25 protein-coding genes are annotated in these 23,618 nt (G+C 62.5%); 17 read left to right on the top strand and 8 right to left on the bottom strand.

Translation table 11 applies throughout. The features are described from left to right. Positions 1–64: 64 nt before the first annotated feature. From BBD46_RS11620 to BBD46_RS11610, 3 genes are read right to left on the bottom strand one after another with little or no spacing between them, the layout of a single operon-like run. Positions 65–838 carry an ABC transporter permease gene (locus BBD46_RS11620; RefSeq protein WP_071401873.1) on the bottom strand — a complete coding sequence of 258 codons (774 nt, stop codon included), beginning with the start codon at positions 836–838 and terminating at the stop codon, positions 65–67. Continuing rightward, positions 835–1,863, bottom strand: coding sequence for an ABC transporter ATP-binding protein (locus BBD46_RS11615; RefSeq protein ID WP_071401872.1), 1,029 nt, complete (start codon positions 1,861–1,863; stop codon positions 835–837). Before BBD46_RS11615 ends, BBD46_RS11620 begins: the two co-directional genes overlap by 4 nt. 44 nt (positions 1,864–1,907) lie before the next feature. Further along, complete coding sequence (locus tag BBD46_RS11610) at positions 1,908–3,404, bottom strand: metallophosphoesterase (protein ID WP_071401871.1); 1,497 nt, start codon at positions 3,402–3,404, stop codon at positions 1,908–1,910. 160 nt (positions 3,405–3,564) lie between these two features. On the opposite strand from BBD46_RS11610, the gene BBD46_RS11605 reads away from it, so the two are divergent. Then, entirely contained in the window at positions 3,565–4,521 is a 957-nt protein-coding gene (locus tag BBD46_RS11605) for a TIGR03557 family F420-dependent LLM class oxidoreductase (RefSeq protein WP_071401870.1), read from the top strand. Positions 4,522–4,575: 54 nt separating this feature from the next. Here the strand turns inward: BBD46_RS11605 and BBD46_RS22200 are convergent, their stop codons facing one another. Then, positions 4,576–4,761: a hypothetical protein gene (locus tag BBD46_RS22200; RefSeq protein WP_139173578.1), complete on the bottom strand. Its 186-nt coding sequence runs from the start codon at positions 4,759–4,761 to the stop codon at positions 4,576–4,578. Positions 4,762–5,125: 364 nt separating this feature from the next. Between BBD46_RS22200 and BBD46_RS11600 the strand changes: the two genes are divergently transcribed. The 4 genes from BBD46_RS11600 to BBD46_RS11585 all read left to right on the top strand — a co-directional run bounded on the left by BBD46_RS11600 (position 5,126) and on the right by BBD46_RS11585 (position 7,281). After that, positions 5,126–5,434 (top strand): hypothetical protein, encoded by a 309-nt coding sequence (locus BBD46_RS11600; RefSeq protein ID WP_071402188.1) that lies wholly within the window; start codon positions 5,126–5,128, stop codon positions 5,432–5,434. Continuing rightward, positions 5,431–6,414, top strand: a complete 984-nt coding sequence (locus tag BBD46_RS11595; protein ID WP_071401869.1) for a tyrosine--tRNA ligase — start codon at positions 5,431–5,433, stop codon at positions 6,412–6,414. The genes BBD46_RS11600 and BBD46_RS11595 overlap by 4 nt, the downstream gene beginning before the upstream one ends. Positions 6,415–6,659: 245 nt before the next feature. Then, entirely contained in the window at positions 6,660–6,899 is a 240-nt protein-coding gene (locus tag BBD46_RS11590) for an antitoxin VapB family protein (protein WP_071401868.1), read from the top strand. A gap of 1 nt (position 6,900) precedes the next feature. Continuing rightward, entirely contained in the window at positions 6,901–7,281 is a 381-nt protein-coding gene (locus BBD46_RS11585) for a type II toxin-antitoxin system VapC family toxin (protein ID WP_071401867.1), read from the top strand. A gap of 130 nt (positions 7,282–7,411) precedes the next feature. On the opposite strand, the gene BBD46_RS11580 is transcribed toward BBD46_RS11585, so the two are convergent. After that, a complete protein-coding gene (locus BBD46_RS11580) occupies positions 7,412–7,939 on the bottom strand; it encodes a hypothetical protein (protein ID WP_071401866.1) in 528 nt (175 codons plus the stop codon). A gap of 175 nt (positions 7,940–8,114) precedes the next feature. Continuing rightward, on the bottom strand, positions 8,115–9,368 hold the full coding sequence (gene glyA / locus BBD46_RS11575) for a serine hydroxymethyltransferase (protein WP_071401865.1): 1,254 nt from the start codon (positions 9,366–9,368) through the stop codon (positions 8,115–8,117). A gap of 207 nt (positions 9,369–9,575) precedes the next feature. On the opposite strand from glyA, the gene BBD46_RS11570 reads away from it, so the two are divergent. The 8 genes from BBD46_RS11570 (at position 9,576) to BBD46_RS11535 (ending at position 17,547) form a co-directional block, all read left to right on the top strand. Further along, positions 9,576–11,840 (top strand): hypothetical protein, encoded by a 2,265-nt coding sequence (locus BBD46_RS11570; protein WP_071401864.1) that lies wholly within the window; start codon positions 9,576–9,578, stop codon positions 11,838–11,840. 450 nt (positions 11,841–12,290) lie between these two features. After that, a complete protein-coding gene (gene tbsP, locus BBD46_RS11565; protein ID WP_071401863.1) occupies positions 12,291–13,109 on the top strand; it encodes a transcriptional regulator TbsP in 819 nt (272 codons plus the stop codon). Positions 13,110–13,377: 268 nt separating this feature from the next. Further along, positions 13,378–13,800, top strand: a complete 423-nt coding sequence (locus tag BBD46_RS11560; RefSeq protein ID WP_071402187.1) for a CoA-binding protein — start codon at positions 13,378–13,380, stop codon at positions 13,798–13,800. Positions 13,801–13,973: 173 nt separating this feature from the next. Beyond that, complete coding sequence (locus tag BBD46_RS11555) at positions 13,974–14,678, top strand: RNase P subunit p30 family protein (protein ID WP_071401862.1); 705 nt, start codon at positions 13,974–13,976, stop codon at positions 14,676–14,678. After that, a complete protein-coding gene (locus BBD46_RS11550; protein WP_071401861.1) occupies positions 14,662–15,297 on the top strand; it encodes a class I SAM-dependent methyltransferase in 636 nt (211 codons plus the stop codon). Before BBD46_RS11555 ends, BBD46_RS11550 begins: the two co-directional genes overlap by 17 nt. A 13-nt stretch (positions 15,298–15,310) precedes the next feature. Then, a complete protein-coding gene (locus tag BBD46_RS11545) occupies positions 15,311–15,817 on the top strand; it encodes an Rpp14/Pop5 family protein (protein ID WP_071401860.1) in 507 nt (168 codons plus the stop codon). Positions 15,818–15,821: 4 nt separating this feature from the next. After that, entirely contained in the window at positions 15,822–16,577 is a 756-nt protein-coding gene (gene psmA / locus BBD46_RS11540) for an archaeal proteasome endopeptidase complex subunit alpha (protein WP_071401859.1), read from the top strand. Between the two features lie 244 nt (positions 16,578–16,821). After that, positions 16,822–17,547, top strand: coding sequence for a ribosome assembly factor SBDS (locus BBD46_RS11535; protein ID WP_071401858.1), 726 nt, complete (start codon positions 16,822–16,824; stop codon positions 17,545–17,547). 113 nt (positions 17,548–17,660) lie between these two features. Here BBD46_RS11535 and BBD46_RS11530 read toward each other — a convergent pair whose 3' ends face one another. Then, positions 17,661–17,990: an FUN14 domain-containing protein gene (locus BBD46_RS11530; protein WP_071402186.1), complete on the bottom strand. Its 330-nt coding sequence runs from the start codon at positions 17,988–17,990 to the stop codon at positions 17,661–17,663. Between the two features lie 662 nt (positions 17,991–18,652). On the opposite strand from BBD46_RS11530, the gene hflX reads away from it, so the two are divergent. The 3 genes from hflX to BBD46_RS11510 all read left to right on the top strand — a co-directional run bounded on the left by hflX (position 18,653) and on the right by BBD46_RS11510 (position 21,621). Continuing rightward, positions 18,653–19,954 (top strand): GTPase HflX, encoded by a 1,302-nt coding sequence (hflX, locus tag BBD46_RS11520; protein ID WP_071401856.1) that lies wholly within the window; start codon positions 18,653–18,655, stop codon positions 19,952–19,954. A gap of 156 nt (positions 19,955–20,110) precedes the next feature. Continuing rightward, a complete protein-coding gene (locus BBD46_RS11515) occupies positions 20,111–21,265 on the top strand; it encodes a thiolase C-terminal domain-containing protein (protein WP_071401855.1) in 1,155 nt (384 codons plus the stop codon). Further along, a complete protein-coding gene (locus tag BBD46_RS11510) occupies positions 21,262–21,621 on the top strand; it encodes a nucleic acid-binding protein (RefSeq protein WP_071401854.1) in 360 nt (119 codons plus the stop codon). Before BBD46_RS11515 ends, BBD46_RS11510 begins: the two co-directional genes overlap by 4 nt. Here the strand turns inward: BBD46_RS11510 and BBD46_RS11505 are convergent, their stop codons facing one another. After that, entirely contained in the window at positions 21,622–22,698 is a 1,077-nt protein-coding gene (locus BBD46_RS11505; protein WP_071401853.1) for a DUF7547 family protein, read from the bottom strand. It abuts the gene before it with no gap. A gap of 158 nt (positions 22,699–22,856) precedes the next feature. Between BBD46_RS11505 and BBD46_RS11500 the strand changes: the two genes are divergently transcribed. Further along, positions 22,857–23,609, top strand: coding sequence for a ribonuclease H-like domain-containing protein (locus BBD46_RS11500; RefSeq protein ID WP_071401852.1), 753 nt, complete (start codon positions 22,857–22,859; stop codon positions 23,607–23,609). The last annotated feature ends 9 nt before the right edge of the window (positions 23,610–23,618 follow it).

Here is a 23,618-nt window from a genome sequence, read left to right as displayed (position 1 = left end):
GTTGCGGCTAGTATGGTGACTCGAGTGCGAACTGCAAACGCACGAGACGGAGCCGACCCATACCTTAGTCAGTCTGTGGAATCGACCGCGCACCGAGTGCGAACGTAATCGCCGAGAGCACCGCGAGAATCGCGAGGTTCGCGAGCGCCGGGTCGAGACCGGCGATGGTCGCGGGGTTCGCGGCGGGATCGGTCGCCGCACGAACGCCACGGGAGAAGTACGTCAGCGGTGAGAGATTCACGAGCGGTTCGAACCAGCCCGGGAGCTGATCGAGCGAGATGAACGTCTCCGAGAGAAACAACAGCGGCAGGCCGATCGCGTTGCTCGCCGCGACTGCACCGTCCTGGGAGTCGGTGTAGCTGCCGAGCATCGCGCCGATGCCACAGAAGCCGACGACGCCGACGAGGATGTACGGCACGAGCAGCGCCGAGAACGTGATCTCGGCACCCGTCAGGAGGACGACCAGCGCGAGGATCAGCAGACTCGCGAGCCCAATGATGACCGCGTTGACGGCCGTCTGGGCGAGCAACCACTCGGTTCGCGTCAGCGGCGTCGTCGCGAGTTTCTCGAATCGGTTCCCCTCGCGGTGGCGTGCGACCTCGCTCCCCATCCGCGAGAACGGCGTAAAGAGGACGACGACGGCGAGATAGCCCGGCACGTAGTAGGCTGCCGGCTCGGCGAACAGGCCGCCGTCACCGGGGTCCGTCCGCACGAGCGCGCCGAAGATGACGATCAGGATAACCGGGAAGAAGAACGTGAAAAACACTGCCGTCCGGCGGCGGATGAACGATCGCCACCCGGCACTCGTCGCGGATCGGATGCGCCCGAGGCGGCTCATGCGGTCTCACCCGGCTGCGTGAGCTCGGTGGCGTCCCCATCGTCGGACGTCGCTGCACCACTGTCGCCAGCACCCCCAGTCCGCTCGCGTTCCATCCGATCCGCCAGTTCGAGATATACGTCCTCGAGATCCGGTTCGGTCCACGAGAGGCCGGTGTACTCGAGTCCCTGCTGTTCAAGAACCTCGACTACAGACCCGATTGCGGCAGGGTCGATATCCTGCACGACGAGGGTGTCATCGGGTGTCGACGATGAAACCGTCTCGTCGGCAGCTGTGTGCGTTCGGCTCCGGGCACGTTCGACGGGGTACTCGAGTTCGGCGAGTGCGTCGGGGTCGGCGGCCGTCTCGATCTCGAATCGACTCGAACCGCCGTACTCGGCGACCAGTGCGTCGGGGGTGCCCTGTGCGATCAGCGAGCCGTCGGCCAGCAGGCCGACGCGGTCGGCCAGCCGTTCGGCTTCGGCCATGTCGTGGGTCGTAAGCAGGACGGTCGTCCCGCCGGCTGCGAGCTCCTCGATCAGTCGCCAGACGGTGCGGCGGCCAGCGGGGTCGATGCCCGTCGTCGGCTCGTCGAGAAAGAGCACGTCGGGGTCGTTGACCAGTGTGGAGCCGACGCAGACGCGTCGTTGCTGGCCGCCGGAGAGGTCTTCGTACCAGGTGTCGCCGGTGTCGGCGAGGCCGACATCTGCGAGCACGGCGTCGGGATCTCGCGGATCGTCGTAGAGGCCAGCGTAGTAGGCGAGCAGTTCGCGGGCGGTGAGGCGATCCGGCGGTGAGAAGTCCTGCGGGAGGACGCCGAGGCGGTCCCGGTCGATCGCCGTCGGGGACTCATCGAGGACCGTCGCCGTTCCCGAATCCGGCTCCGTTGTCCCCGTCAACGCGCGGACGAGCGTCGTCTTTCCCGCGCCGTTGGGGCCGATCAGTCCGAAGACTTCCCCGGCTGGAATCGAGAGCGACGCCCCCGACAGGGCGACGGTCTCGCCATAGCGCTTCTCGAGGGCTGTCGCCTCGACTACGGCAGTCATATCCGACGATAGCGATGCAGCGTGGGTAAGGGGTTCGGTTCGTGTCAGTCGTCCGCCGCCGCGGAAACCGGCTCCGCGACCGGTTCTGCGCGCTGACCCGACGGATTGACGACGTGGCGCTCCGGCAGATCCGGTTCGGGTTCCCGGCCAACGGTGAAGAAGCGTTCGGTGCGGGTGAGCTCCTCCGAGGCGGGGCTCGGTTTGGTGATCTGCTCGAAGCCGACGGTGACACGCGGTGATTCTGTCCCGTCCGCCGCGTCGTCTGCAGTCGTCGTAGCGGAGTCGGATCCAGTCGAGTCCGGCGACGCTGGCTCGGCCGCGATTCGTACCGCTGCGAGCTGGTATGACGGGTAGAACACCGGCGGCAGAATGCCGATGATGCCGTCGCGTCGGTGGAGGCGCTTGAGCCACGTCCCGGTGTTGACCAGGACGCCACCGTCGACCTCCGTGAGCATCGGTCGGTGCGTGTGACCGAAACAGAAGATGGTCGTCTCCGACTCGCTCGCGAAGATTTCGCGGGCGGTTTCCTCGTAGGACGCCGTGGGATCGACCGTAAGTTCGGTCTCGAACACGCCGAATCGATCGATCGTCTTCCGGATGTCGCGGCGGATGAAGTAGAGCGGGATCCCGACGAGTACCAGCATGCCGGCGACGCCGACGTTGAGCAACAACAGGAACCAGGCGGCCGTTCCGGCCGTGCCGAACTGGCCCAGGAATGAAATCGTCTGCTCGACCGGCAGCGTCCAGATTCCGGCGACGTGGAGTCCCGACAGCACCGCGACCAGCGCGCTGATGTTGAACAGCAACAGGAACGGCACCAGCGAGTACCGGATGAGCGGGTTCATCTCCCGGTAGAAGTACTTCGAAAAGAGCCAGATCGGCATCCGTTCGGTCGGCGTCACCGCCTGCACATCCTTCAACCAGTTGTACCGCCCGCGGTTCGACAGCTGGCCCGCGCGACTCGTCACGAGCGTGTTGTAGTAGTAGCCAAGCGGCGTCGCGTGCGGATTCCCCCAGTCCTCGATCCGGTTGTTCGAATCCTGCTGGTGGCCGTGCTCGAAGTGAATCGCCTGGTCCCCGACGGGCCGAGTGATCGACTTCTCCTGGACGAGGTCGACGTTGTACTCGGCAAAGCGCTCGACGAACTCGTCGTAGGCCGCCAGTTCGTGGTCGTGATTCCCCGGAATCAGGGTGATCGGGATGGTCTCGCCTGTTGCCCGGAACTGTTCGAACAGCTCCGGATACGTCTCCTCGAGTACGTCGAACTTCTCGATGCCCTCGACGGTCGTGAACTCCCAAAGGCCGAATGCGTCGCCGTTGATCACAAGCTCGGCGTTCTCGTCGGTCTCTTCGAGTCGTTCGAGGAAGGCGAGCAGTTCGTCCAGAAACTCGATCTCCTCGAGTTGTTCGTCGCCGCCGATGTGGAGGTCGCTGATGACGTAGTAGACCCGGTTGTCGTGGTCGGCATCGTCCTCGACGGGAGTCTCGGCGTCGGTGTCGCCGTCTTCGCCACCATCGCCATCGTCGGATTCGGTACCCATTCGTGTATGTTCCCAGTCTGTGGCTCCACTTCGAAAGGTGTTGTCGTCTGGAGTCGCTGTGAGAGAGGTGCACTCGAGTACCGCATCGCCTGCCAGCCGACCAGAACCGCGCTCGTGCAGGCTCAACCGTTACCCTCGGGTTCGTGGTAGCCAGTTCGGAATGACACAGTTTGGCTACACCCTCTCGAGTGAGGAACACGGTCCGACCGAACTCGTCGAGTACGCACAGCGCGCCGAGGAGGTCGGCTTCGATTTCGTCTCGATTTCGGATCACTTCCATCCGTGGGTCTCCGCGCAGGGAGAGTCACCGTTCGTCTGGTCCACGCTGGGTGCCATCGCGACGGCGACCGACGAGATCGAGGTCGGCGTCGGCGTTACCTGCCCGACCATACGGATCCATCCGGTCAACGTCGCCCACGCCGTCGCGACGGTCGACGTGATGTTCGACGATCGGTTCACGTTCGGCGTCGGCACCGGCGAGAATCTGAACGAACACGTCACCGGCGAGCGCTGGCCCGAACACAGTGTTCGCCTCGAGATGCTAGAGGAGTCGATGGACGTGATGCGCAAGCTCTGGACCGGCCAAACGACGAGCCACTACGGCGAGCACTACACCGTCGAGAACGCGCGACTCTACACGGTCCCCGACGACCAGCCGACCACCATCGCGAGCGCGTTCGGCCCGCAGACGGCCCGCTGGGCTGCAGACCACGGCGACGGCATCTGGTGTTCCGGCCCGAAGGGCGAAATCGTCGAGGAGTACAGAGACGCCGGCGGCGAGGGGCCAGCCTACACGCAACTGCACATGTGCTACGCCGAGAGCGAGGACGAGGCCGTCGACACCGTCCACGAGTACTGGCCCAACGGCTCCATTCCGGGCGAACTCGGCCAGGAACTCCCGACGCCGGCGCACTTCCAGCAGGCCGCCCAACTGGTCGAACGCGAGGACATCGCCGAGGGCAGTACTGTCACCGGTCCGGACCCGCAGGCCCACATCGACAGCATCGAGCAGGCAGTCGACGCGGGCTACGACCACGTCTACGTCCACCAGATCGGCCCCGAGCAGGAACAGGCACTCGAGTTCTACGAGGAAGAGGTGCTGCCCGCGGTTCGGTGAGAACGAGCGGTTCAGGACAGTCGTAGTCCAACGATCCGTTCTCGGTCGCCGTGCTCACTTTCCGTCCTTGTCCTTGTCCCCGCCCCCTCCCCCGCCCCCGTCCCGTGAACGGCCATCGTTCTGGCGCTCCGACTGCCACCAACTCATCGCGAGGGTTGGCAGGAAGAGCAGGACACCACCCACGACGAGCACCACGACGAACAGGAGGAACTCGAGCATCGCTCTGTCTCGGCAGTACACGGTGTCGAGACCTTACTGTTTCGTCCCGACACGTTTCCAGAGAATATGATTGGGAGGAAATCGGTACTCGAAACAGCCGTATTCCAGACGCTTAGAGAGATTCAGTGCTGATCAGTCAGTTTGGCCTTGTTGAAACCCTCAATCGGTGATAGGCTTCAGCAACCGTGCTGAATACAGGTCGCAAATGTGGCACTCGGTAGAGCGCGATCTGCACGAAGAGTCGAACGCTCAGTACAGGGTGTACACCTATCGATGCGAACACCATGTGGTAGAATAGCATTCAGTATTACAGGCGTCATACCATACCTTAATCTAATTTATATATTCTCGATGAATAGGCAGAGGTGGTATGGTCGAGCAAACCATCATTGACCGTCTCGAGAAAGAGGTCGATGTTCTCAATCGGCATTTAGAGGTCTTCGTCCTCGTCTGGCAGGCCGAACCGATTGGCATCGTCGAATTATCCACCCGGACTGATCTCCCGCATCATAAGGTTCGGTACTCACTTCGCGTTCTCGAGGAAGAGGAACTCATTGAACCGTGTTCAGCGGGGGCAACGACGACAGACCACGCCCGACAATTCGTCGAGACGCTAAACGATGAGCTGACGAGTGTGATCGACGCATTAGATGACATGAAGATTTCCGAGTCAGCAGAGCTACAATCCGTATGAATACCTACGAGTTACTCATCCGGAACACTGAGGAAGCCGTTACCGAGCAAGAGGTGCGTGAACTCGCCGCTGATCCGGCAGACAAACGAGTCTACGTCGGTTACGAACCGTCCGGTGTCCTCCACCTCGGCCACCTTCTGACGGCGAACAAACTCATTGACGCGCAGGAAGCGGGGATGGATGTTGTAGTCCTGCTTGCAGACGTTCACGCACATCTCAACGGGAAGGGCAGTTTTGAGGAGATCCACGAGACAGCGGAGCGAATGAAGGCACAGTTCGCCGCGTACGGCCTCGACGAGGAGAAGACCGAATACGTCTACGGGTCCGACTTCCAACTCGAAGCGTACTACTCACTCGATCTGCACGAACTCGGCGTCTCGACGACGCTCAACCGTGCCCAGCGAGCGGTCGCCGAACTCCAAAGCGGCGACACCGCAACGGTGAGCCACACGGTGTACCCGTTGATGCAGGTCCTCGATTTCGAGTTCCTCGGCATCGACCTCGCTGTCGGTGGAACCGATCAACGGAAGGTGCATATGCTCGCTCGAGAGAAATTGCCAGAGTTGGGATACGAGGTGCGACCGTGTTTGCACACGCCCATCCTCGCTGATCTCGAAACCGGCGAGGGGAAAATGTCCTCAAGTGAGGGGACGACGATCTCGATGGAGGATTCCACTGATGACCTCGAGCGAAAGATCGAGTCGGCGTTTTGTCCTCCGACCCGTGATCCCGAGGGTGATCGCGAGAACCCCGTTCTCCAATTGTTCGAGTACTACGTGTTTCCGCGATTCGAGTCGGTGACCGTACGACGACCTGAGAAGTACGGTGGAAATCAGACCTACGACTGCTACGATGACCTTGCGGCGGCGCTCGAGTCCGGAGAGCTGCACCCGGCAGATGCGAAAGAGGCAGTAGCCGGATATCTCGATGAGGTGATCGCTCCCGGACGGGAAAAGCTCCGGGAACTGACGAGCGAATAAGTCGAAGCCGGTCAATTCGCACGTGTAGTGTGCGGATGTTCACTGCCTGCGGCGCGAAACAAACGGAGGTGGCGTGCTGTACTCATCCTCTGTATTCAGCATGCCTCTCTTGTCCGGTTGTGAGGGTTTCAACAGAGCCGTCAGTTTCAATCCGTCTTCGCGTCAGGTGGCAAATTACAGTCTCCCGAGAGCCCCGATACGCCTAAGGCACCGAGCCGTGTACGTGTACACGTACACGTAGACGTATGGGAACGAAGAACATTACAATCACGACGGAAGCGTACCAGAATCTCAAAGCGCACAAACGAGAGGACGAGAGCTTCACGGACACGATCCTGCGCCTCACCGAGGCAGACAAGGACGTAATGAAAGGGTTCGGCATGCTCGCCGAGGACGACGGCTTCCCAGATTCGAGCGAGCGTACTCGAGTCGATCTCGATGAGGCGTTCGACGAGCGAGGGGAGCGACGGGACCGGAGCCTCTGAGATGATCGCACTGGATGCGTCGTTCGTGATCGACTATCTGAACGGCGTCGAGGCAACACGGTCGTTTCTGGAGCAGCGAGACGAACCGGTCTACTACGTGCCGACGCTGGCGCTGTTCGAAGTCGCCCGGGAAGCGGCCTGGGCCGAGAGCCGATCGGTCGAGGACGTACTGGCGGGGCTCGACTGGACAGAGCCGCTGGCGCTCGACGCGGGTGTGAGTCGAGAAGCAGCGCAGATTCACGCGGAACTGCTCGAAAACGGGACGCCGATCAACGCGGCCGACGTGATGATCGCCGGCATCTGTCGGCATCACGGTGCCTCGCTGGTCACGCGTGACGGCGACTTTGCGGACGTTTCCAGGCTGGAACTGGTCGATTATTGACGGTGAGCATGTCCAATCGATTGAGTCGCTAGTCCCAGTTCCAGTAGAACCCATCTCTACGATTTGGCTGAGATTGCCGGTCGCTTCAGCAGCAACCCGCGCAGTGAAACTCGATCAACAGGGAGATCAGTCAGTCTTCAACGAGAATTTCGTCGTGTACGTAAACGGGAACGCGACACGACAGGTCGTCAGTATCCGAACGCTCAGTCATGCGGATCGTCTCGGGTGTCGACTCCCGGACCGTCTCGAACGAGATCGGCGGCGTCGAATGGACCACCCCTGATCGAGAGACAACGATGTGTCGGCTCACGATGAGTACACGGCTGTCGTCGATTCCGAGTCGCTCGGACCCAGACGCTGTCGTGAGAGCAACCGACACCGAGTCCGTTTCGTCGAGTCGGTCTTCGAGAACGGCCACCAGGAATTCTCTCGAAGCCGAGCCACACTGTGTTTCGGTCGATCCCTCCCCATTGTCTGGTCGTTCGAACTCGAGTGGGGCTGCCGTGGCGCGCGTTGGTTCGTCTTGCCAATCGTCGACGTGTTCGTTCGGGTCCGGACCCGGATCCGAGTCCGATTCAGTCGTTAGCACAGACGAACAGCCGGCGAGGAGTCCGAGCAAACCGACAAGCGTGGAGAGAATGGCCCGCCTCACGAGCATCGTTGATAGGCCAATCGTTGTCAACGGATAAATAATTTCAGGAGAGCAGATCAGAGCCACTGTTCACTGTCCCCTGAATTACCCGCGAAGCCCACGCAAAACTGGATAAAGAAGAGGCGGTCGAATCTAGTGAATGCAAAACCAGAAACCTAGCGAATCGGCTACCGGAGCTACTCTACGCGTCTTCGTACAGCGGATTCGCCGCACAGAGCTCGTCGACTTCCGCACGAACCGACTCGAGTACGTCCTCGTCGTCCGGGTCGTCGATCACGCGCGCGATGAGGTCGGCAACCGTCCGGCAGTCGTCCTCGTCGAAGCCGCGGGTCGTCAGCGCCGGCGTGCCGGCGCGGATGCCCGAGGGATCGAACGCCGAGCGGGTCTCGCCGGGAACCGTATTGCCGTTGAGGACGATGCCGGCGTCCTCGAGTGCCTCCTCGGCGTCGCCGCCGGAGGTGTCGGGGTGGCTCTCGCGCAGGTCGACGAGCACGAGGTGGTTGTCGGTGCCCTCGGAGACGAGCGAGAAACCGTGCTCTGCGAGCTGGTCGCCGAGCGCCTTCGCGTTCGCGACCGTCTGTTCGGCGTAGTCCTCGAACTCGGGCTCCAGCGCCTCCTTGAAGCCGACAGCCTTGCCCGCGACGTTGTGCATGAGCGGGCCGCCCTGGCCGCCAGGGAAGACGGCGGAATCGATGTCGTCGGCGTACTCATCCTTGCACATGACGATGCCGCCGCGACCGGAGCGGATCGTCTTGTGAGTTGAGCCGGTGACGAAGTCGGCGGTGCCGACCGGTGAGGAGTGAACGCCGGCAGCGACGAGCCCGGTGATGTGGGCGATGTCGGCGAGGTGGAGCGCGTCGACGTCGTCGGCGACGTCCTGAATGCGCTCCCACTCGATCTCGCGCGGGTAGGCGGAGTAGCCCGAGACGATGATGTCCGGTTCGAACTCGGCGGCCTGTTCTTCGAGCCCGTCGTAGTCGATGTAGCCCGTCTCGGCGTCGACCTCGTACTGCTCGACGTCGTAGAACTGGCCGACGAAGTTCGCCGGATGGCCGTGACTCAGGTGGCCGCCGTGGGTCAGATCCAGCGAGAGGATCTTATCGCCCGGTTCGAGCATCGCGAAGTAGACGGCCTGGTTGGCCTGCGTGCCCGAGTGTGGCTGGACGTTGACGTGGTCGGCACCGAACAGTTCCGTAGCGCGCTCGATGGCGAGTTCCTCGACCTCGTCGGCGTACTCACAGCCGCCGTAGTAGCGCGAGCCCGGATACCCCTCGGCGTACTTGTTCGTTAGCGCGCTCCCCTGGGCGTCGATAACGGCCTCGCTGACGTGGTTCTCGCTCGCGATCATCTGCAGGGACGACCGCTGGCGCTCTACCTCTCCATCGAGTGCGTCGGCGACGGCGGGATCGACTTCCCGAACGTGCTCGTGGTCCATGTGCGAAGTGGTGTCTGGCTGCTGTATAAGTGTACCTCTCTTCGGCAAACCGAGACACGAACACAAGCGAGTTTGCTGGTGACAATGGTGGTTTCGACTGTGGGCTGCTCCGAAGTTCGGTGGTGGTTTGTTGCCGGCTATCGTGTTCCTTGCAAGCGATTACCATCCGATACAACTAACTGCGTTGCGTCGGACCTATCGCATGGAATGCTCGTGTGGGATGAACGACAGGACGGCGTTCGCGTTACCGACACTGACAGCGCGACACTGGCGATTACGGGCGAAGAATTTGGTATCCGCGACCGAAATCCCGAACTCCCGCGCCCGGTCGACGAAACCATCTCAGTGCGCGCGAGCGAACTCCGGTTCCCACACGCCGTCGTCTACGCCTTCCCGCTGGATCCGGCGTCCGAACCGATCGAACTCGGCCCTTGTGGAGACCCACTTTCGCTCCCGCCCGGCGAGTACGTCGTGGACATCGACACCGAGATCAAGAGCTACCTTCAGTTCCACAGTTCGGCCCGTATCGAACGAACAGACGACTTCGAATCCGTCGTCATCTCCTTCCCCGAACGGACCAGCGTCGACCTCGGCTTTCGCAGCCACCACGAGTTCCCTGCTGGCAGCATTACCGTTCCCGACTCGCCCTCGGCGCTCGCGACCGCCATCTCGCACCTGGCCTCCTCGCACAAGACGACGAGCGCTGACCGATCCTATCCGACACTCAGGGGCCACCCGCCGCTTCTCGAGTTCGGCGACGAACTGCACGTGCCGGACTGCATCCGAGCCGATACGCCCGAGACCGGAATCGAACTCGTCGTCCCTCCCTGCTACGAGTCGATCTATCTCGTTGCGCCGCTCGCGTACTACCTGCAGGCACGGCTTCGAACCGACGCGTCGCTGTATCCTGACGCAGAGACCGGTGTCGTGCTCCGCCTCTCCGACCTCGGCATCGACTACCACCTCGCCGGCCCGCCAGCACTCGAGTCCGAGGTCACGGAACTCCTCCGACAGACGTTCTTCCTCGACTGTCTGGTTCGCAACGCTGGTCCCTACGGAACGGCGTTAGCGGAGGAAGCGGCGCTCGACGAGGAGCAGATCGACATCGAACCGGCACGGCTCTACGAGGCGACACCCCAGGAGCGGCTGGCAGCCTACCTCGACGTTCCGTTCGAGGCCATCGAGTCCCACCTACCGGAGTGGCACCTCGCGACGTACGTCGCCCCCGAGTACGAGCACGTCGAGACGCTCCCGTTCCTGCTCGACCGACTCAGTCTGCTCTACCGACCGGAGACCTCACGTCTCGACGGGCAGGAGCTCGTGGACCGGTCGCTCACCGCCTCCTACGGCGGTGGCGAGCGATCCGGTTCCAGCGGGGATGTTGCGTCCGTCGACATCGTCAAACCCGAACTGCGACACGGGCGGGTCCACGGCTGGCTCGCGGACGGCGTCCCGATCGACGTCTTCAACGCGGCCCCCGAGGCGTACGTGAACCGACTCGAGTACCTCGAGCGGGCGAGCGAGGAGACATCGGTCTGTGTCGTCCTGAACGATCCGGAGATGGCCGGCGAGCACAACGACGTTTCGGAAATCTATCGCGCACGGTCGGGCGAGCTGCCGATGACCGTCAGGGTCACCGAAGGGGTTACGACGGCCGAACTCGCCCGAATCTTCGAGGATGGCTACGACTTCGTCCACTATATCGGTCACTGCGAGGAGGCTGGTCTGCGCTGTCCGGACGGCCACCTGTCGATGACGAGCCTCGATCGCTGTGAGACACAAACGTTCTTCCTCAACGCCTGTGGCTCGTTCTACGAAGGCCGGACGCTGATCGAGAAGGGCAGCGTCGCAGGAGCCGTCACGGTCAGAAAGGTGTTGAACGACCATGCCGTCAAGGTCGGCTCAGCCTTCGCGAAGCTACTAGTCCACGGGTTCAGCATCGAGCGAGCGTTGGCGCTCGCCCGACGGCGGATTATCATGGGCAAGGATTACACCGTCGTCGGCGACGGCACCCACTCGCTGACACAGGGCGAACACCGCCTCCCGACGACGGTCCGCGTCGACGAATTCGATGCAACAACTGTGGACGCAGCACCGGACCCGCGACCGGAGGCGACTGAGGCCGGCATCGGAACTGGTACCGATGCCAACGCCAACGCCGACGCCGATACGACACCCAACACCCACACCGTACTCGAGTACCCCCGAAGCGACACCGACCACCAGACTGACGCCGAAACTGGTGATGAGCAGTATCTGGTCACCCTCGACTGTTACTCGCCGCGTCTCACGGGGTCATACTACTTTCCCCACACTGCAGACAACGAGGTGGCGTACCTCTGTGGCTCCGAATCGACGTTCGTACTCTCGGCGTCGGAACTCGTCACGTTGCTCAAAGAAACGTCGGCGTCGGTAATCTACGATGGCGACATCGAGTGGTCGCACGCGGTCTGGCCGACGTTCGAATCGTGAGTGACAGCGTGTGCGCCGCGGGTCACAACCCGCCGTCGGGACTGGAAGAACAGTCGTTCCGATCGCGAACTACGGTCCGCCGTACGTGCTCACACGCTCTGACCTGAGCCGTGGAAGCGACTCCCAAATCTGTGCGGTGGCTGCGAGAACGGAGTGGTGAAGGGACCGAGCATCAATCCAGGGTCGGGGAGGTATCGCGTCCATACATTCTACCAATGCCAGAACCAAAACATATAACTGACGCAAATTTTATCGGTTTACGAGACCGTACTAAACATCAGTACCCGGCTCGTTGAGATTCGGTCCACATCTGTGTAGATCAGTTAAACGTGTCGGTGCAATGAACTACAAACGCACAAAAATTACTTGTTCGTCAGCCAGGTGAGAAGTTCTGCCGTGAGGAGGGCCACCAAAATTAAGTACCGCGCTCTCGTTTACTTCTGTAGAGAGATGGCTTCGAATTTACTCAACCACCAGATTGACGATATACTGGAATCGATTCTCGAAGACGCAAGTGGTGACGTGTACATGGTCAACCCGTCGCGGGATGCGATCGAGGAGTTCATTTCCGTCGCCACGGCGTTCGACGGTTCGCTCCCATCGGTCCACATGCTCGCCGACGAGCGCACCCTGAAAGCGGTCATGGACGACTTCATCGTGGCCTCGAACGCGGCGGACCTCATCAGCGAGGGCGCACTCGCACTCCACACGCTCGATGAAGCACCAGAGAACTCGCTACTCGTCACGGACGAGCGCGTCATCGCCGTCGTCCACGCCGGCGACCGCGTCGGCGGCCTCGTCACCGACGACGACAGCTTCGTCGAGGACACCTACGACACCTACGCGGCCCGCTGGGAGGACGCCTCCGCGTTCAACCTCCGAACACCGCCGATTACGGACGTTCGCGAGACGCTCGCCGACGAGATCAGCCCTGACGCCGAGGAGGACTTCACGGCGATTCTCAACTCGCTCGAGACCGCCCGCGGCGACGGCGACGGCCTCGACGAGGTCACGATTTCGCTGCTCGTCGCGGCGAAGAACGAGGCCCTGCTGTACGACATCAGCAAGTGGGGCGAGGACGTGGGCATCGCCAGCAAGGCGACGTTCAGCCGCACGAAGACCAAACTCGAGGACATGGGCCTGATCGACACCGAAAAGGTGCCGATCGACGTCGGCCGTCCGCGCCTGCGTCTGAAGATCGGCGACGACCGCCTGCGCGAGGCCGACAACGGCCAGCTCGCGACGGTTGCACAGTCGATTCTGAACTAGCATCCGACTGCGACGGGTTTTCTCACCCATCATCAGTTGAGCAATTCACACCGCTCACAGTATCGTCTTTCACTGAGCCACTGCACTCGAGTTCGCGGCGGATGTCTTTCGACGCCGATTCCCGCTTTCACTGTTTCCACGTAAGTCCACGCGACGCAGTCGGTAGCACGAACAGCTGATAGTACCAACTGCGACCGGTTACGCACTGATCGGATAGCCGTCGTACGGCCGGGTGTGGATTCATTTGTAGTGGCAACGAGGTATGGCTGTGCCAATCGAAGACCCAGAGAAGCTCCGGCAGATTCTCGACTACGACCGCGTTGCAGTCGTCGGCGCATCGACCTCGCACGAGAAAGCAGCACACATCGTCCCAGCGTATCTCCAGCGACACGGGTACGAACTTCGACCAGTCAACCCGCACGCGAGCGACGTTTTGGGAGAACGTGCGTTCGATTCACTGTCCGACGTTGTGGACCCCGTCGACATCGTCCAGATCTTCCGGCCGAGCGAGGAAGTTCCGGATATCGTTTCACAGGCGCTGGATCGCGACGGTGTGAAGGCCATCTGGATGCAGCCAGGAACGCAGAACGACGAGGCAGCACGTGCGGCCGAAGCCGCTGGCATCGCTGTCGTTCAGGACCGCTGTATGAAAGTCGAACACGGCCAACTCATCCGCAACCCGATGGACTGAGTCGGACCGCAGACACCCGTTCTCGGGTGCTGGTCCCACCGCTCTGCCCGAACCCCATCCTGTGACTCACAACACTCTCTCACTCTCTCCTCGAGTCCACAACCGCTAACTCCGCCGCGGATCCGCAACCGGATGACGCAAACCCCAAGTTCGCGCCGCGTGAGAGGTCTCGTATGTACGAAGCCGTCCACGCCCACCCCGACGGAGAGAGCACGGTCGCCAGACTCGCAAAAACGGCGGCCAGGTTCGGCTTCGAGGGCGTGGTCGTGCGCAACGACTCGAGTACCCGCGCGGAATTCGATGCCGACGAGATACGTGCGGCGTACGACGTCGATGTTGTCGAAGGTGTCGAAATCGATGCCGACAGCGTCGAGCAGGCCAGTGGTGCGGTCGGGAACTATCGAACTGATGAGACCATCGTTACGGTTTCGGGTGGCTCGCCGGCGATGAACCGTTTTGCCGTCGAGAACGAGAAGGTGGACGTGCTCGCTCATCCGATGACCGACAGCGGCGACGTGAATCACGTACTCGCGAAGGCGGCAGCCGAGAACGGCGTCCGATTCGAGTTCGACCTCTCGGGCGTGCTCCGAACCCACGGCGGCCGGCGAGTTCGAGTCATCCAATCGCTGCGGAAGTTAGAAGATATCATCGACTACTACGACGCGCCCTACGTCGTGAGCGCGACGCCGCGGTCGCACCTCGAACTGCGCGCACCCAGAGAACTGGCGGCGCTCGGCGACCAGATCGGTTTTTCGAAGTCATTTATCGAGGACGGGCTCGCCGAGTGGGGCCACCTCGCCGAGCGCAATCGTCGGATTCAGTCCGAGTCGTTCATTGAGCCGGGGGTCGAACGAGGTAGGTATGAAGAAGAGCATTGAGGAACACGCCGCCCGCTTCGACGAGGCCGCAAGCGAGTACGACGACAACAGCTCCGAAGAGTATCGTGCGTGTGCGAACCTGGTAATCGAGCACGCCGCGCCTGATACGGACGAAATTGTCCTCGACCTCGCCACCGGGACCGGCGCGATTGCGCTCGCGCTCGCCCCCGACGCAGAGCGCGTCGTCGGCCGCGACATCAGCGAGGGCATGATGGAGGAAGCAGCGTCCAAAGCGACCGAGCAGGGGATCGAAAACGTCGAATTCGATCGCGGGACGTTCCGCGAGCCCGAGTACGACGGCGAGGTCACCGTTGTCACCTCCAACTTCGCAATGCACCACCTCTCGGACGAGGAAAAGCGCGAGGCGATTTCGGTAATCGGCGACCTCGGCCCGCAGCGGTTCGTCCTCGGCGACGTGATGTTCTTCGGCGAGCCCAACCCCGACGAGCCGTTCTACTCACCCGAGGTCGACGATCCCGCGACCGTCGGCTTCCTCGCCGACGCGCTCACGGATGCCGGCTTCTCGCTGACGGCCGTCGAGCGCGTCCACGAACAGGTCGGCGTGCTGGTAGCCGAACGCGGTCGTGGTCGCGGTGCTGACGGCATAGACGCAGAATAGGACCACCTAACCAATGAAACACCTCCCCAAACACCTCCGCCCGCGCTGGCGCTATCTGGCAGTCGAACTCGAGTGCTGGCCGGATAGCTCGATCGACCGGCGGGCGTTTCAGCGCGAGTGCTGGTACGCCGGCCAGAATCTGCTCGGCGATCCGGGGGGTGCCCGCGCCGACCTCTCCGTGCTGCAGTTCGAGTTCGACTCGACGGCAGGCGTCGGTGAGGCGCTCGTCAAAGTCAGACACGGCTGGAGCGACGAGGCCCGGGCAGCGATCGCCTGTATCGACGATATCGACGGTGAGCCGGTCGGTCTACGGGTCAGCGGTATCAGTGGCACGATCCGTGCCGCTGAAGAAAAGTATTTAGGACGCCGCGGGCAAGATTCTGAAGAGAGACACGTCGTGTTCGGGAACGAGGAGCGAGTCGCCGTTGTGCGCGATGGATCTGTAGACGTGCGACTCGATGCGGCGTTCGCGGGGACGACAGACCTCGATTACGACGATTCCGATTACGATTTAGCGTGATACTATGCAGGGACAAGCCCAACAGCAGGCGTACGACCGAGGCATCACGATCTTCTCGCCCGACGGCCGACTCTACCAGGTGGAGTACGCCCGCGAGGCGGTCAAGCGTGGCACGGCGAGTATTGGCGTTCGAACCGACGACGGCGTCGTGCTGGCCGTCGACAAGCGCGTTCCCTCGCCGCTACTCGAGGACTCGAGTGTCGAGAAGATTCACAAAGCAGACGACCACATCGGCATCGCGAGCGCCGGCCACGTCGCCGACGCGCGCCAGTTGATCGACTTCGCGCGCCGCCAGTCGCAGGTCAACCAGCTGCGCTACGGCGAACCGATCGGCGTCGAGACGCTGACGAAGGAGGTCACCGACCACATCCAGCAGTACACGCAGGTCGGCGGCGCTCGTCCGTTCGGTGTCGCGCTGATCGTCGGCGGCGTCGAGAACGGCGAACCGCGCCTGTTCGAGACCGACCCGTCCGGCACGCCGTACGAGTGGAAGGCGCTCGCTGTCGGTGCCGACCGCAGCGAACTCCAGAACTACCTTGAAGAGAATTACGACGACGAGGCAGATCTGGACGGCGGTATCCAGCTCGCCCTCGACGCACTCGCGTCGGTCAACGACGGCTCGCTGCTGCCGAGCGAGGTCGGACTCGCGACCATCGACGCAGAAAGCGAGAGTTTCGAGCAGTTCGAACAGGACCGCATCGCGGACCACCTAGAAGAGAACGACCTCCTCGACGACGGCGAAGAAGAGCCAGACGAGTAATCACAATCGAGTGTCACGACGGCGAGTGACCGCACTACGCCGCGAGCGAGAACTGGCAAACGGCGACTTGCGATTCGCGACCCACGGACCACAGACCACAGGCCGCGAACACTTTTCGTCCAGCCGTTTCGAAACAACCACCACGACTCGAGTACCAACTCTGGTCGATTTGAGCCCGTAGAACGACAGCGATCGACACACCAGCAGGAAAAACTCTTTTAGGCGGCCGACGGAACTCACTGCTATGATATCACTCGACGAGGCGGTGACAGCGCGACTCGAATCCCACGGGGCGCGCTTCGAAGTGTTGGTCGACCCGGACGCCGCGCTCGCCATGAAGCGCGACGAGTTCGACGACGATCTAGAGGACGTCATCGCCGCAGAGGACGTCTTCGAGAACGCCTCCCGCGGCGACCGCCCCGCCGAGGACGACCTCGAAACGGTCTTCGATACGACCGACCCGCTCGAGATCATCCCTGAGGTCGTCAAAGAGGGAGAGATCCAGATCACGGCCGAACAGCGCCGCGAGATGCAAGAACAGAAGCGCAAACAGCTCATCAACACCATCACGCGCAACGCCGTCAACCCACAGATGGACAACGCGCCCCACCCGCCAGAGCGCATCGAGAACGCACTCGAGGAGGCGGGCTTTACGGTCGACCCGATGGAGACGGTCGAGTCCCAGGTCGACGAGGCGCTCGACGACCTCCGGCCGGTGATTCCGATCCGATTCGAGGAAGTGACGATCGCGGTCCAGATTCCGGCGGACTACGCGGGCAGCGCGCAGGCGCAGGTTCGCCAGTTCGGCGATCTCGAACGCGAGGAGTGGCAGCCCGACGGCTCGTGGATCGGCGTGGTCACGTTCCCGGCGGGGATGCAAAACGAGTTCTACGACGTGGTCAACGAGCACTCGAGTGGGGAGGCGGAGACGGAGATCATCAAGGACAAGGACGACCTGCAGACGCGCTGAGTTGCGCACATAGCGCGGTAGCAGTGTTTTAGAGTGGTGTACTGTGTCTGTCCGTGAGGCGATCGGCTGGCATGTGATTTCGATGAAGCGCGTCTGTTCGTCAGTGGTCCCAGTCAGGCTCGGTGATACCCGATCAGAAACCCACTCGTGAAGCCGACTGCGATCGTCCCAACCGAGAGCAGCGACTCGAGCCAGTGGACGTCCATCCCGGCCTGATGGGTCTCGGCCGCCCCTTCGCTCGTCGACACGAGCCCCGCCGAGAGCCGATCCCAGTCGACGATGAGAATTTCCTGCGACTGGAGATAGCGAACCACCATCAGTTGTACACCGAAGATAATCGCGAGCACCTTCGCAATTCGTTTGGTCGCAAAACCGAGTAAGCCGCCGAGAATCGCGCCGGCGAGGAACTCGAGTGCGAGCGTCGTCGGATCGACAGAGACCATTATCGCGAGCATTCGGATCACCGATAATGACTGTTGTGATCGAGTGAGTGTGTTGCGGAGTGATTGATCGGGCGTGGCAGCGTCAGCGTGGCGGGTTGGGCGTGGGAGTGTGGGTGTAGTGAGTTGGGTGTAGGAGTGTCGGTATGATGGGGTGGGCGTAGTGATGTGACTGCGATGGATTCGGCGTGATGAATTGGACGCGTTGGACTCAAGTGGTGGACCGAATACAACAGGTGATCGGTGCGGTGACCCGAGAAATTTGTGGGGCGAGCACGGGATTCAAGGCGCTTGGAACCGTACGCGCGAGTATGGCTGTGGATCGTCTAACGGAGGTGGCGGACCGGCACGACGAGCGTGGTTGATCGCATCCCGGCGGCGTTGCGAAGGCGACGGCACGGGAAACCACCACGAGCGCCGCGGCGACATCGTCCGTTCTCTCCGCAGTCAGACGAGACAGTACGCAGACAGCGACGCACGACCAGTCGCGTCTCTGCAGAACGTCCGTTCGCAGTTACGACGGAGCAACTGCTCTTCGAATCCGAGTTTCCGTCCGTGTCTCCGTCTACATCCGAACTCGAACCCGGGCCCGAACTCGAACCTGGACTCACACCCGAATTCGAATTCGAATCCAAACCCGAAACAGAACCCACACTCAAACCCGCATGAGAGCAATCATCGCAAAGCGCGTCGACTCCGGAACGCCAGATACGAGCGAAGTCTCCGACCTCGCAGCCGCAGCAGGGTACACCGTCGCCGGCGAGGTCACCCAGTCCCGCCGGGCTGATCCGGCACTCCAGCTCGGCGAGGGGAAAGCCGAGGAGCTCGCCGAGGTCGTCGAAGCGACCGAGGCAACGACCGTCATCTTCGACAATCGTCTTGGCCCCTACCAGACGTACAACCTCGGCCAACTGCTCCCCGAGGGCGTCGAGGTCATTGACCGGTTCACGCTAATCCTCGAAATCTTCGGCCAGCGTGCCCAGACGCGAAAGGCACAGCTACAGGTCGAACTCGCCGAACTACGCTATGAACTGCCGCGCGCCGAGGCCAAGACCAGCCTCGCAAAGCGCGACGAGCATCCCGGCTTCATGGGCCTGGGCGAGTACGACGAAAGCCGCGAACAGGACATCAAGAACCAGATCAGCCGAATCAACGACGAGCTCGGGCGCATCGAACAAACCGAGGAACACCGCCGAGAGCGCCGGCGCGATTCCGGCTTCGACCTGGTCGCGCTCGCGGGCTATACGAACGCCGGCAAGTCGACGCTCCTGCGGCGGCTCTCGGAGGACCTGGACGTCGAGGAGAACGAGGGCCTCCACCGAGACCTCGATACGACCGCCGAGTCCCAGGACAAACTGTTCACCACGCTGGGGACGACGACGCGCCGAGCCGCTATCGAACCGCGGGACGTGCTCGTAACCGACACTGTCGGCTTCATCAGCGATCTCCCTCACTGGCTGGTCGAATCGTTCAAGTCGACGCTCGATTCCGTCTACCGCGCCGATCTCGTCCTCCTCGTCGTCGACGTGAGCGAAGACGTGGACGATATCCACGAAAAACTCGTCACCAGTCACGACACCCTCTACGAGCGCAACGAGGCCCCGATCGTCACCGTGCTCAACAAGATCGACGCCGTCGACGAGACGGAACTCGAGGAGAAGCGCGAGGCGCTCTCGGCACTCGCGCCGAATCCGGTCACCGTCAGTGCGCGGGAGGGGCTGAACATCGACGCGCTGCTCGATCGGATCGACGACGAACTCCCCGACTGGGAGGAAGAGCGACTCATGCTCCCGATGACGGACGAGACGATGAGCGTCGTCTCCTGGATTCACGACAACGCCCACGTCGACGACGTGACCTACGGCGACGAGGACGTGCTGGTTTCCTTCGAGGCCCGACCTGCAGTTATTTCGCAGGCGCGCTCGCGAGCGAGCGAGTTGCAGGCGACTGTGGCGGATTCGGCCTGACCCTGCTGGCACACCCAACTTCGATACGTTTCTTACTTGCTCGTGTCCGAGACCGGTTAGCCGGTGGGCCGGCGGACCAACGGACCAACGGCTGCAGGAGAGACCGCAGGACGGGTGACCCAATCTTATAAAACACAGACCTGTGTGCAGTAGGATATGGAACGTGTTGCTGTAATCGGCTCGTCGATGACCCAGTTCGGGCAACGAGACGGGTGGATTCTGGACCTCCTCGCGGAGGCCGGCCTCGCCTGTCTCGACGACGCGGGCGTCGACGCAGCCGACGTCGACCACCTCTACGTCTCGAACATGGCAAGCGGCGAGTTCGAGGGCCAAACCGGCATCATGAACGCACTGGCCCAGGACATCGACGCGACGCCAGCGTACACCCAGCGAATCGACCAGACGAGTTCGAGCGGCGGCGCGGGTATCTACGCCGCCTGGCAGTCCATCGCCAGCGGCGCAAGCGACATGACGCTGCTCGTTGGCGGCGAGAAGATGACCCACCGGACGACCGGCGAGTCGACCGACGTGATCGCCTCGCTAACCCATCCAGTGGAGTACAAACAGGGCGTGACGCTCCCCTCCTTCGCGGGCCTGACCGCGCGCCACTATCTGGAGCGCTTCGACGCACCCCGCGAGAGCCTCGCGAAGGTCGCCGTCAAGAACCACGCGAACGGCGTCCACAATCCCCACGCCCAGTTCCAGAAGGAGGTCGATCTCGAGACGGTACTCGAGTCCCCCATCGTGGCTGACCCGCTCCGATTGTACGACTTCTGTCCGATTACGGACGGCTCGGCGGCGCTCATGCTCTGTCCTGAGTCGGTGGCACAGGAGTACGCGGACGAGTACGCCGTCATCACGGGCATCGACGGGGCGACGGACACCCACGTCGTCCACGAACGCGAGGACCCGACGGTCATGGGCGGCGTCGTCGAGAGCGGCGAGGGAGCCTACGAGATGAGCGGCCGGGGCCCCGACGACATCGATGTCGCCGAACTCCACGATATGTTCACCATACTCGAGTTCCTCCAGATGGAGGGGCTTGGCTTCGCCGAGCACGGCGAGGCCTGGAAGCTGGTCGAGGAGGGAGAGACGGAACGGGACGGCGAGCTGCCGATCAACACCTCGGGCGGGCTCAAATCGAAGGGGCATCCGCTGGGGACGAGCGGCGTTGCACAGGGCGTCGAGATTTATGAACAGCTCATGGACGAAGCCGGCGACCGGCAGGTGGAGGCTGAGGTCGGCCTCTGCTGTAACGTCGGCGGCTTCGGTAACTGCGTGATTACGACCATCATGGAGGCAGCACAATGACGATGGAAGCGACGCGATACGAGGACGGCACGATCAGCTACCCCGGCCACCCGCGCGGGCCGGGCGGAACGGAGCCGGTCGAGACGGTCGATCTGAGTGAGTACACCGCGGAGGTAATCACCTGGACGACCTCGATGGCGACCCCGCCGGGAGTCCGTGAGCCGAATCATCTCGCGATCGTCGAGTTCGATGTCAAGGGTGAAATCGTCCGCGCGCTCGGTCAGCTTACGACTGGTGATGTCGAGACTGGAGACGAGGTCCAGCCCGTTCACGTCGACGAACTGCGCGAGCCGGGTGCGGGAATCCGAGAGCCTGAGAGTCAGGAGTGGGACGGCTACCGGTTCGAGCCGGTCTGATCAGCGGTCGTTGCCGTTTTGTGAGTCGTCGCTGTTGGTGCTGGGATTGCTATCGTCTGTGGCGCTGGTGTCGTCGTTGCTGTCGTCTGTGACGTGAGCGTCGTCGCTGCTGCTGTTTGTGCGACTGGTGGCGTTGCTGCTGTCGTCTCTACCGGTAGTGTCGTTGGTGCTCTCGCCTGCGTCGGTGGTGTTCTCGTTGCTGCTGGTGCTGCTGGTGCTACTATCCGTGTCAGCGCTGCCGTCGGTGCTGTCGCTGTTGGCGTCCTGCCCGTCCTGTCTATCGTCCGCAGCGGTCTCGTCGTCGCCTTCCGGTTCGTCGGTGGACCCGTACCGATCCCGAAGCGTCTCGAGTTCGGCGTCGACATCGACGGTCGACTCCGGCTCGTTCGATGAGTTGACATCGACCGTGCCGTCATCGGTGCTCCCGTCAGTCTCCGCCGTCGGTTCATCGTCCGTAATATCGATCCGAACCGCATCTTGCTGGCCGCTACCGGCTGTGTCGTCCCCGTCGGAACTGCCAGCGTTGGCCGCCGAATCCGAACCCCCACTCGTCGCATCGCGCAGCCGAGTATCGACCTCGTCTCGAAGCTCACGCGCCTCGGTGAGCAGGTCACGAGCGTCCTCGTCGGCAGGGAGTGTACCCGACGAGGCTGCTCGCTGAAGCTGTGAGAGGACCGTATCGAGCTGTGAGAGCGTCGTCCGACGGAGGTCGGTCGCGCGCTCACTCGTCGCCTCTGCGGCCTCGTTCGTGCGGTCGCTGACCTCGCGTTCCGTCCGGACGAGTTTGAGTCCGCGCTGAAACGTCTCGAGTGCACGCACGCTGGACTCGAGAACGGTGATCGCAGCGGGGATCGCGACCTTGTCGGTAAAGGAGAGCACTTCGCCGGGTGTCGGCGGCCGGAGACGTGACGTGGGTCGTGGAGGCGCTCTCCGCCGCGTGCCGGTTCCGTTTGCGAGTTCCTCGCGCAGTTCGTCGATCGTCTCCGTGAGTTCGTGGACGGCGTTAGCGAGTTCGTCCGTCGGCTCCGGTCCGCCGGAGCCAGCGTCGGCGTCGGGACCAGTGTCGGGATCGCTCATACGCACCCTACGGGGTCCCGGTATGAAAATCCGGGCATCGTGTTGGTGGTCGAAGAGGACCACAGCTAGCGAGTACGGGGCGAGAGCGTGGGAGTCGACACGCCGCGGCCGCCCGACAGATCCAAGCGCTTTTCCTTCCACCGGTCCCCTCCACTGGTGTGCGAATCGAGAACAGTTTCATCCCGGTCCGCGGCGTCGGCGAGACGACCGAGCGCCGCCTCTGGGAACACGGGATCACCCACTGGGACGACTTCGACGGCAGCGTCGTCGGTGACACGCTCGCCGATCGAATCGAGGAGTTCATCGCAGACGGCCGCCAGCACCTCGATCAGGGCAACCTCACGCCGTTTGCCGAGGCGCTTCCCGCCTCGAGTCGCTGGCGACTCTACGAGAACGTCCGCGAGGAGACGTGCTTTTTGGACATCGAGACCACCGGCCTCGACGCGAGCTGTAACGACGTAACGACGGTCAGCCTCCACCGCGGCGGCGAAACGAAGACGTTCGTCAAGGACCGCGACCTGACCAGCGACCGACTCACAGCCGAACTCGAGTCCGCCTCGCTGCTGGTCACCTTCAACGGGCAGCGGTTCGACGTGCCCTTCCTCGAGACCTGCTACGATGTCGACGTGACGACACCGCACGTCGATCTCATGTACCCATGCAAGAAGGTCGGCCTCGACGGCGGCCTGAAGGCAATCGAGCAGGACCTCGGCATCGAACGTGAGATGCCCGACATCAGCGGCCGCGACGCGGTTCGACTCTGGCACGAGTACGAGCGTGGTGACGAGGGGGCACTCGAGACGCTCGTCGAATACAACCGGGCCGACACGAAGAACATGGAACCACTGATGGATCGCGTTGCGACGCGACTTCACGAGGAAGTCTTCGAGTCCGTTCAGCGGACGGCCTGAGAGGCATAG

Origin of the sequence: Natrialba sp. SSL1 (assembly GCF_001861355.1) — an archaeon.
GTDB lineage: Archaea > Halobacteriota > Halobacteria > Halobacteriales > Natrialbaceae > Natrialba.
The sequence above is the reverse complement of the archived record's forward strand: the minus strand, read 5'-3'. Positions and strand labels throughout refer to the sequence as shown.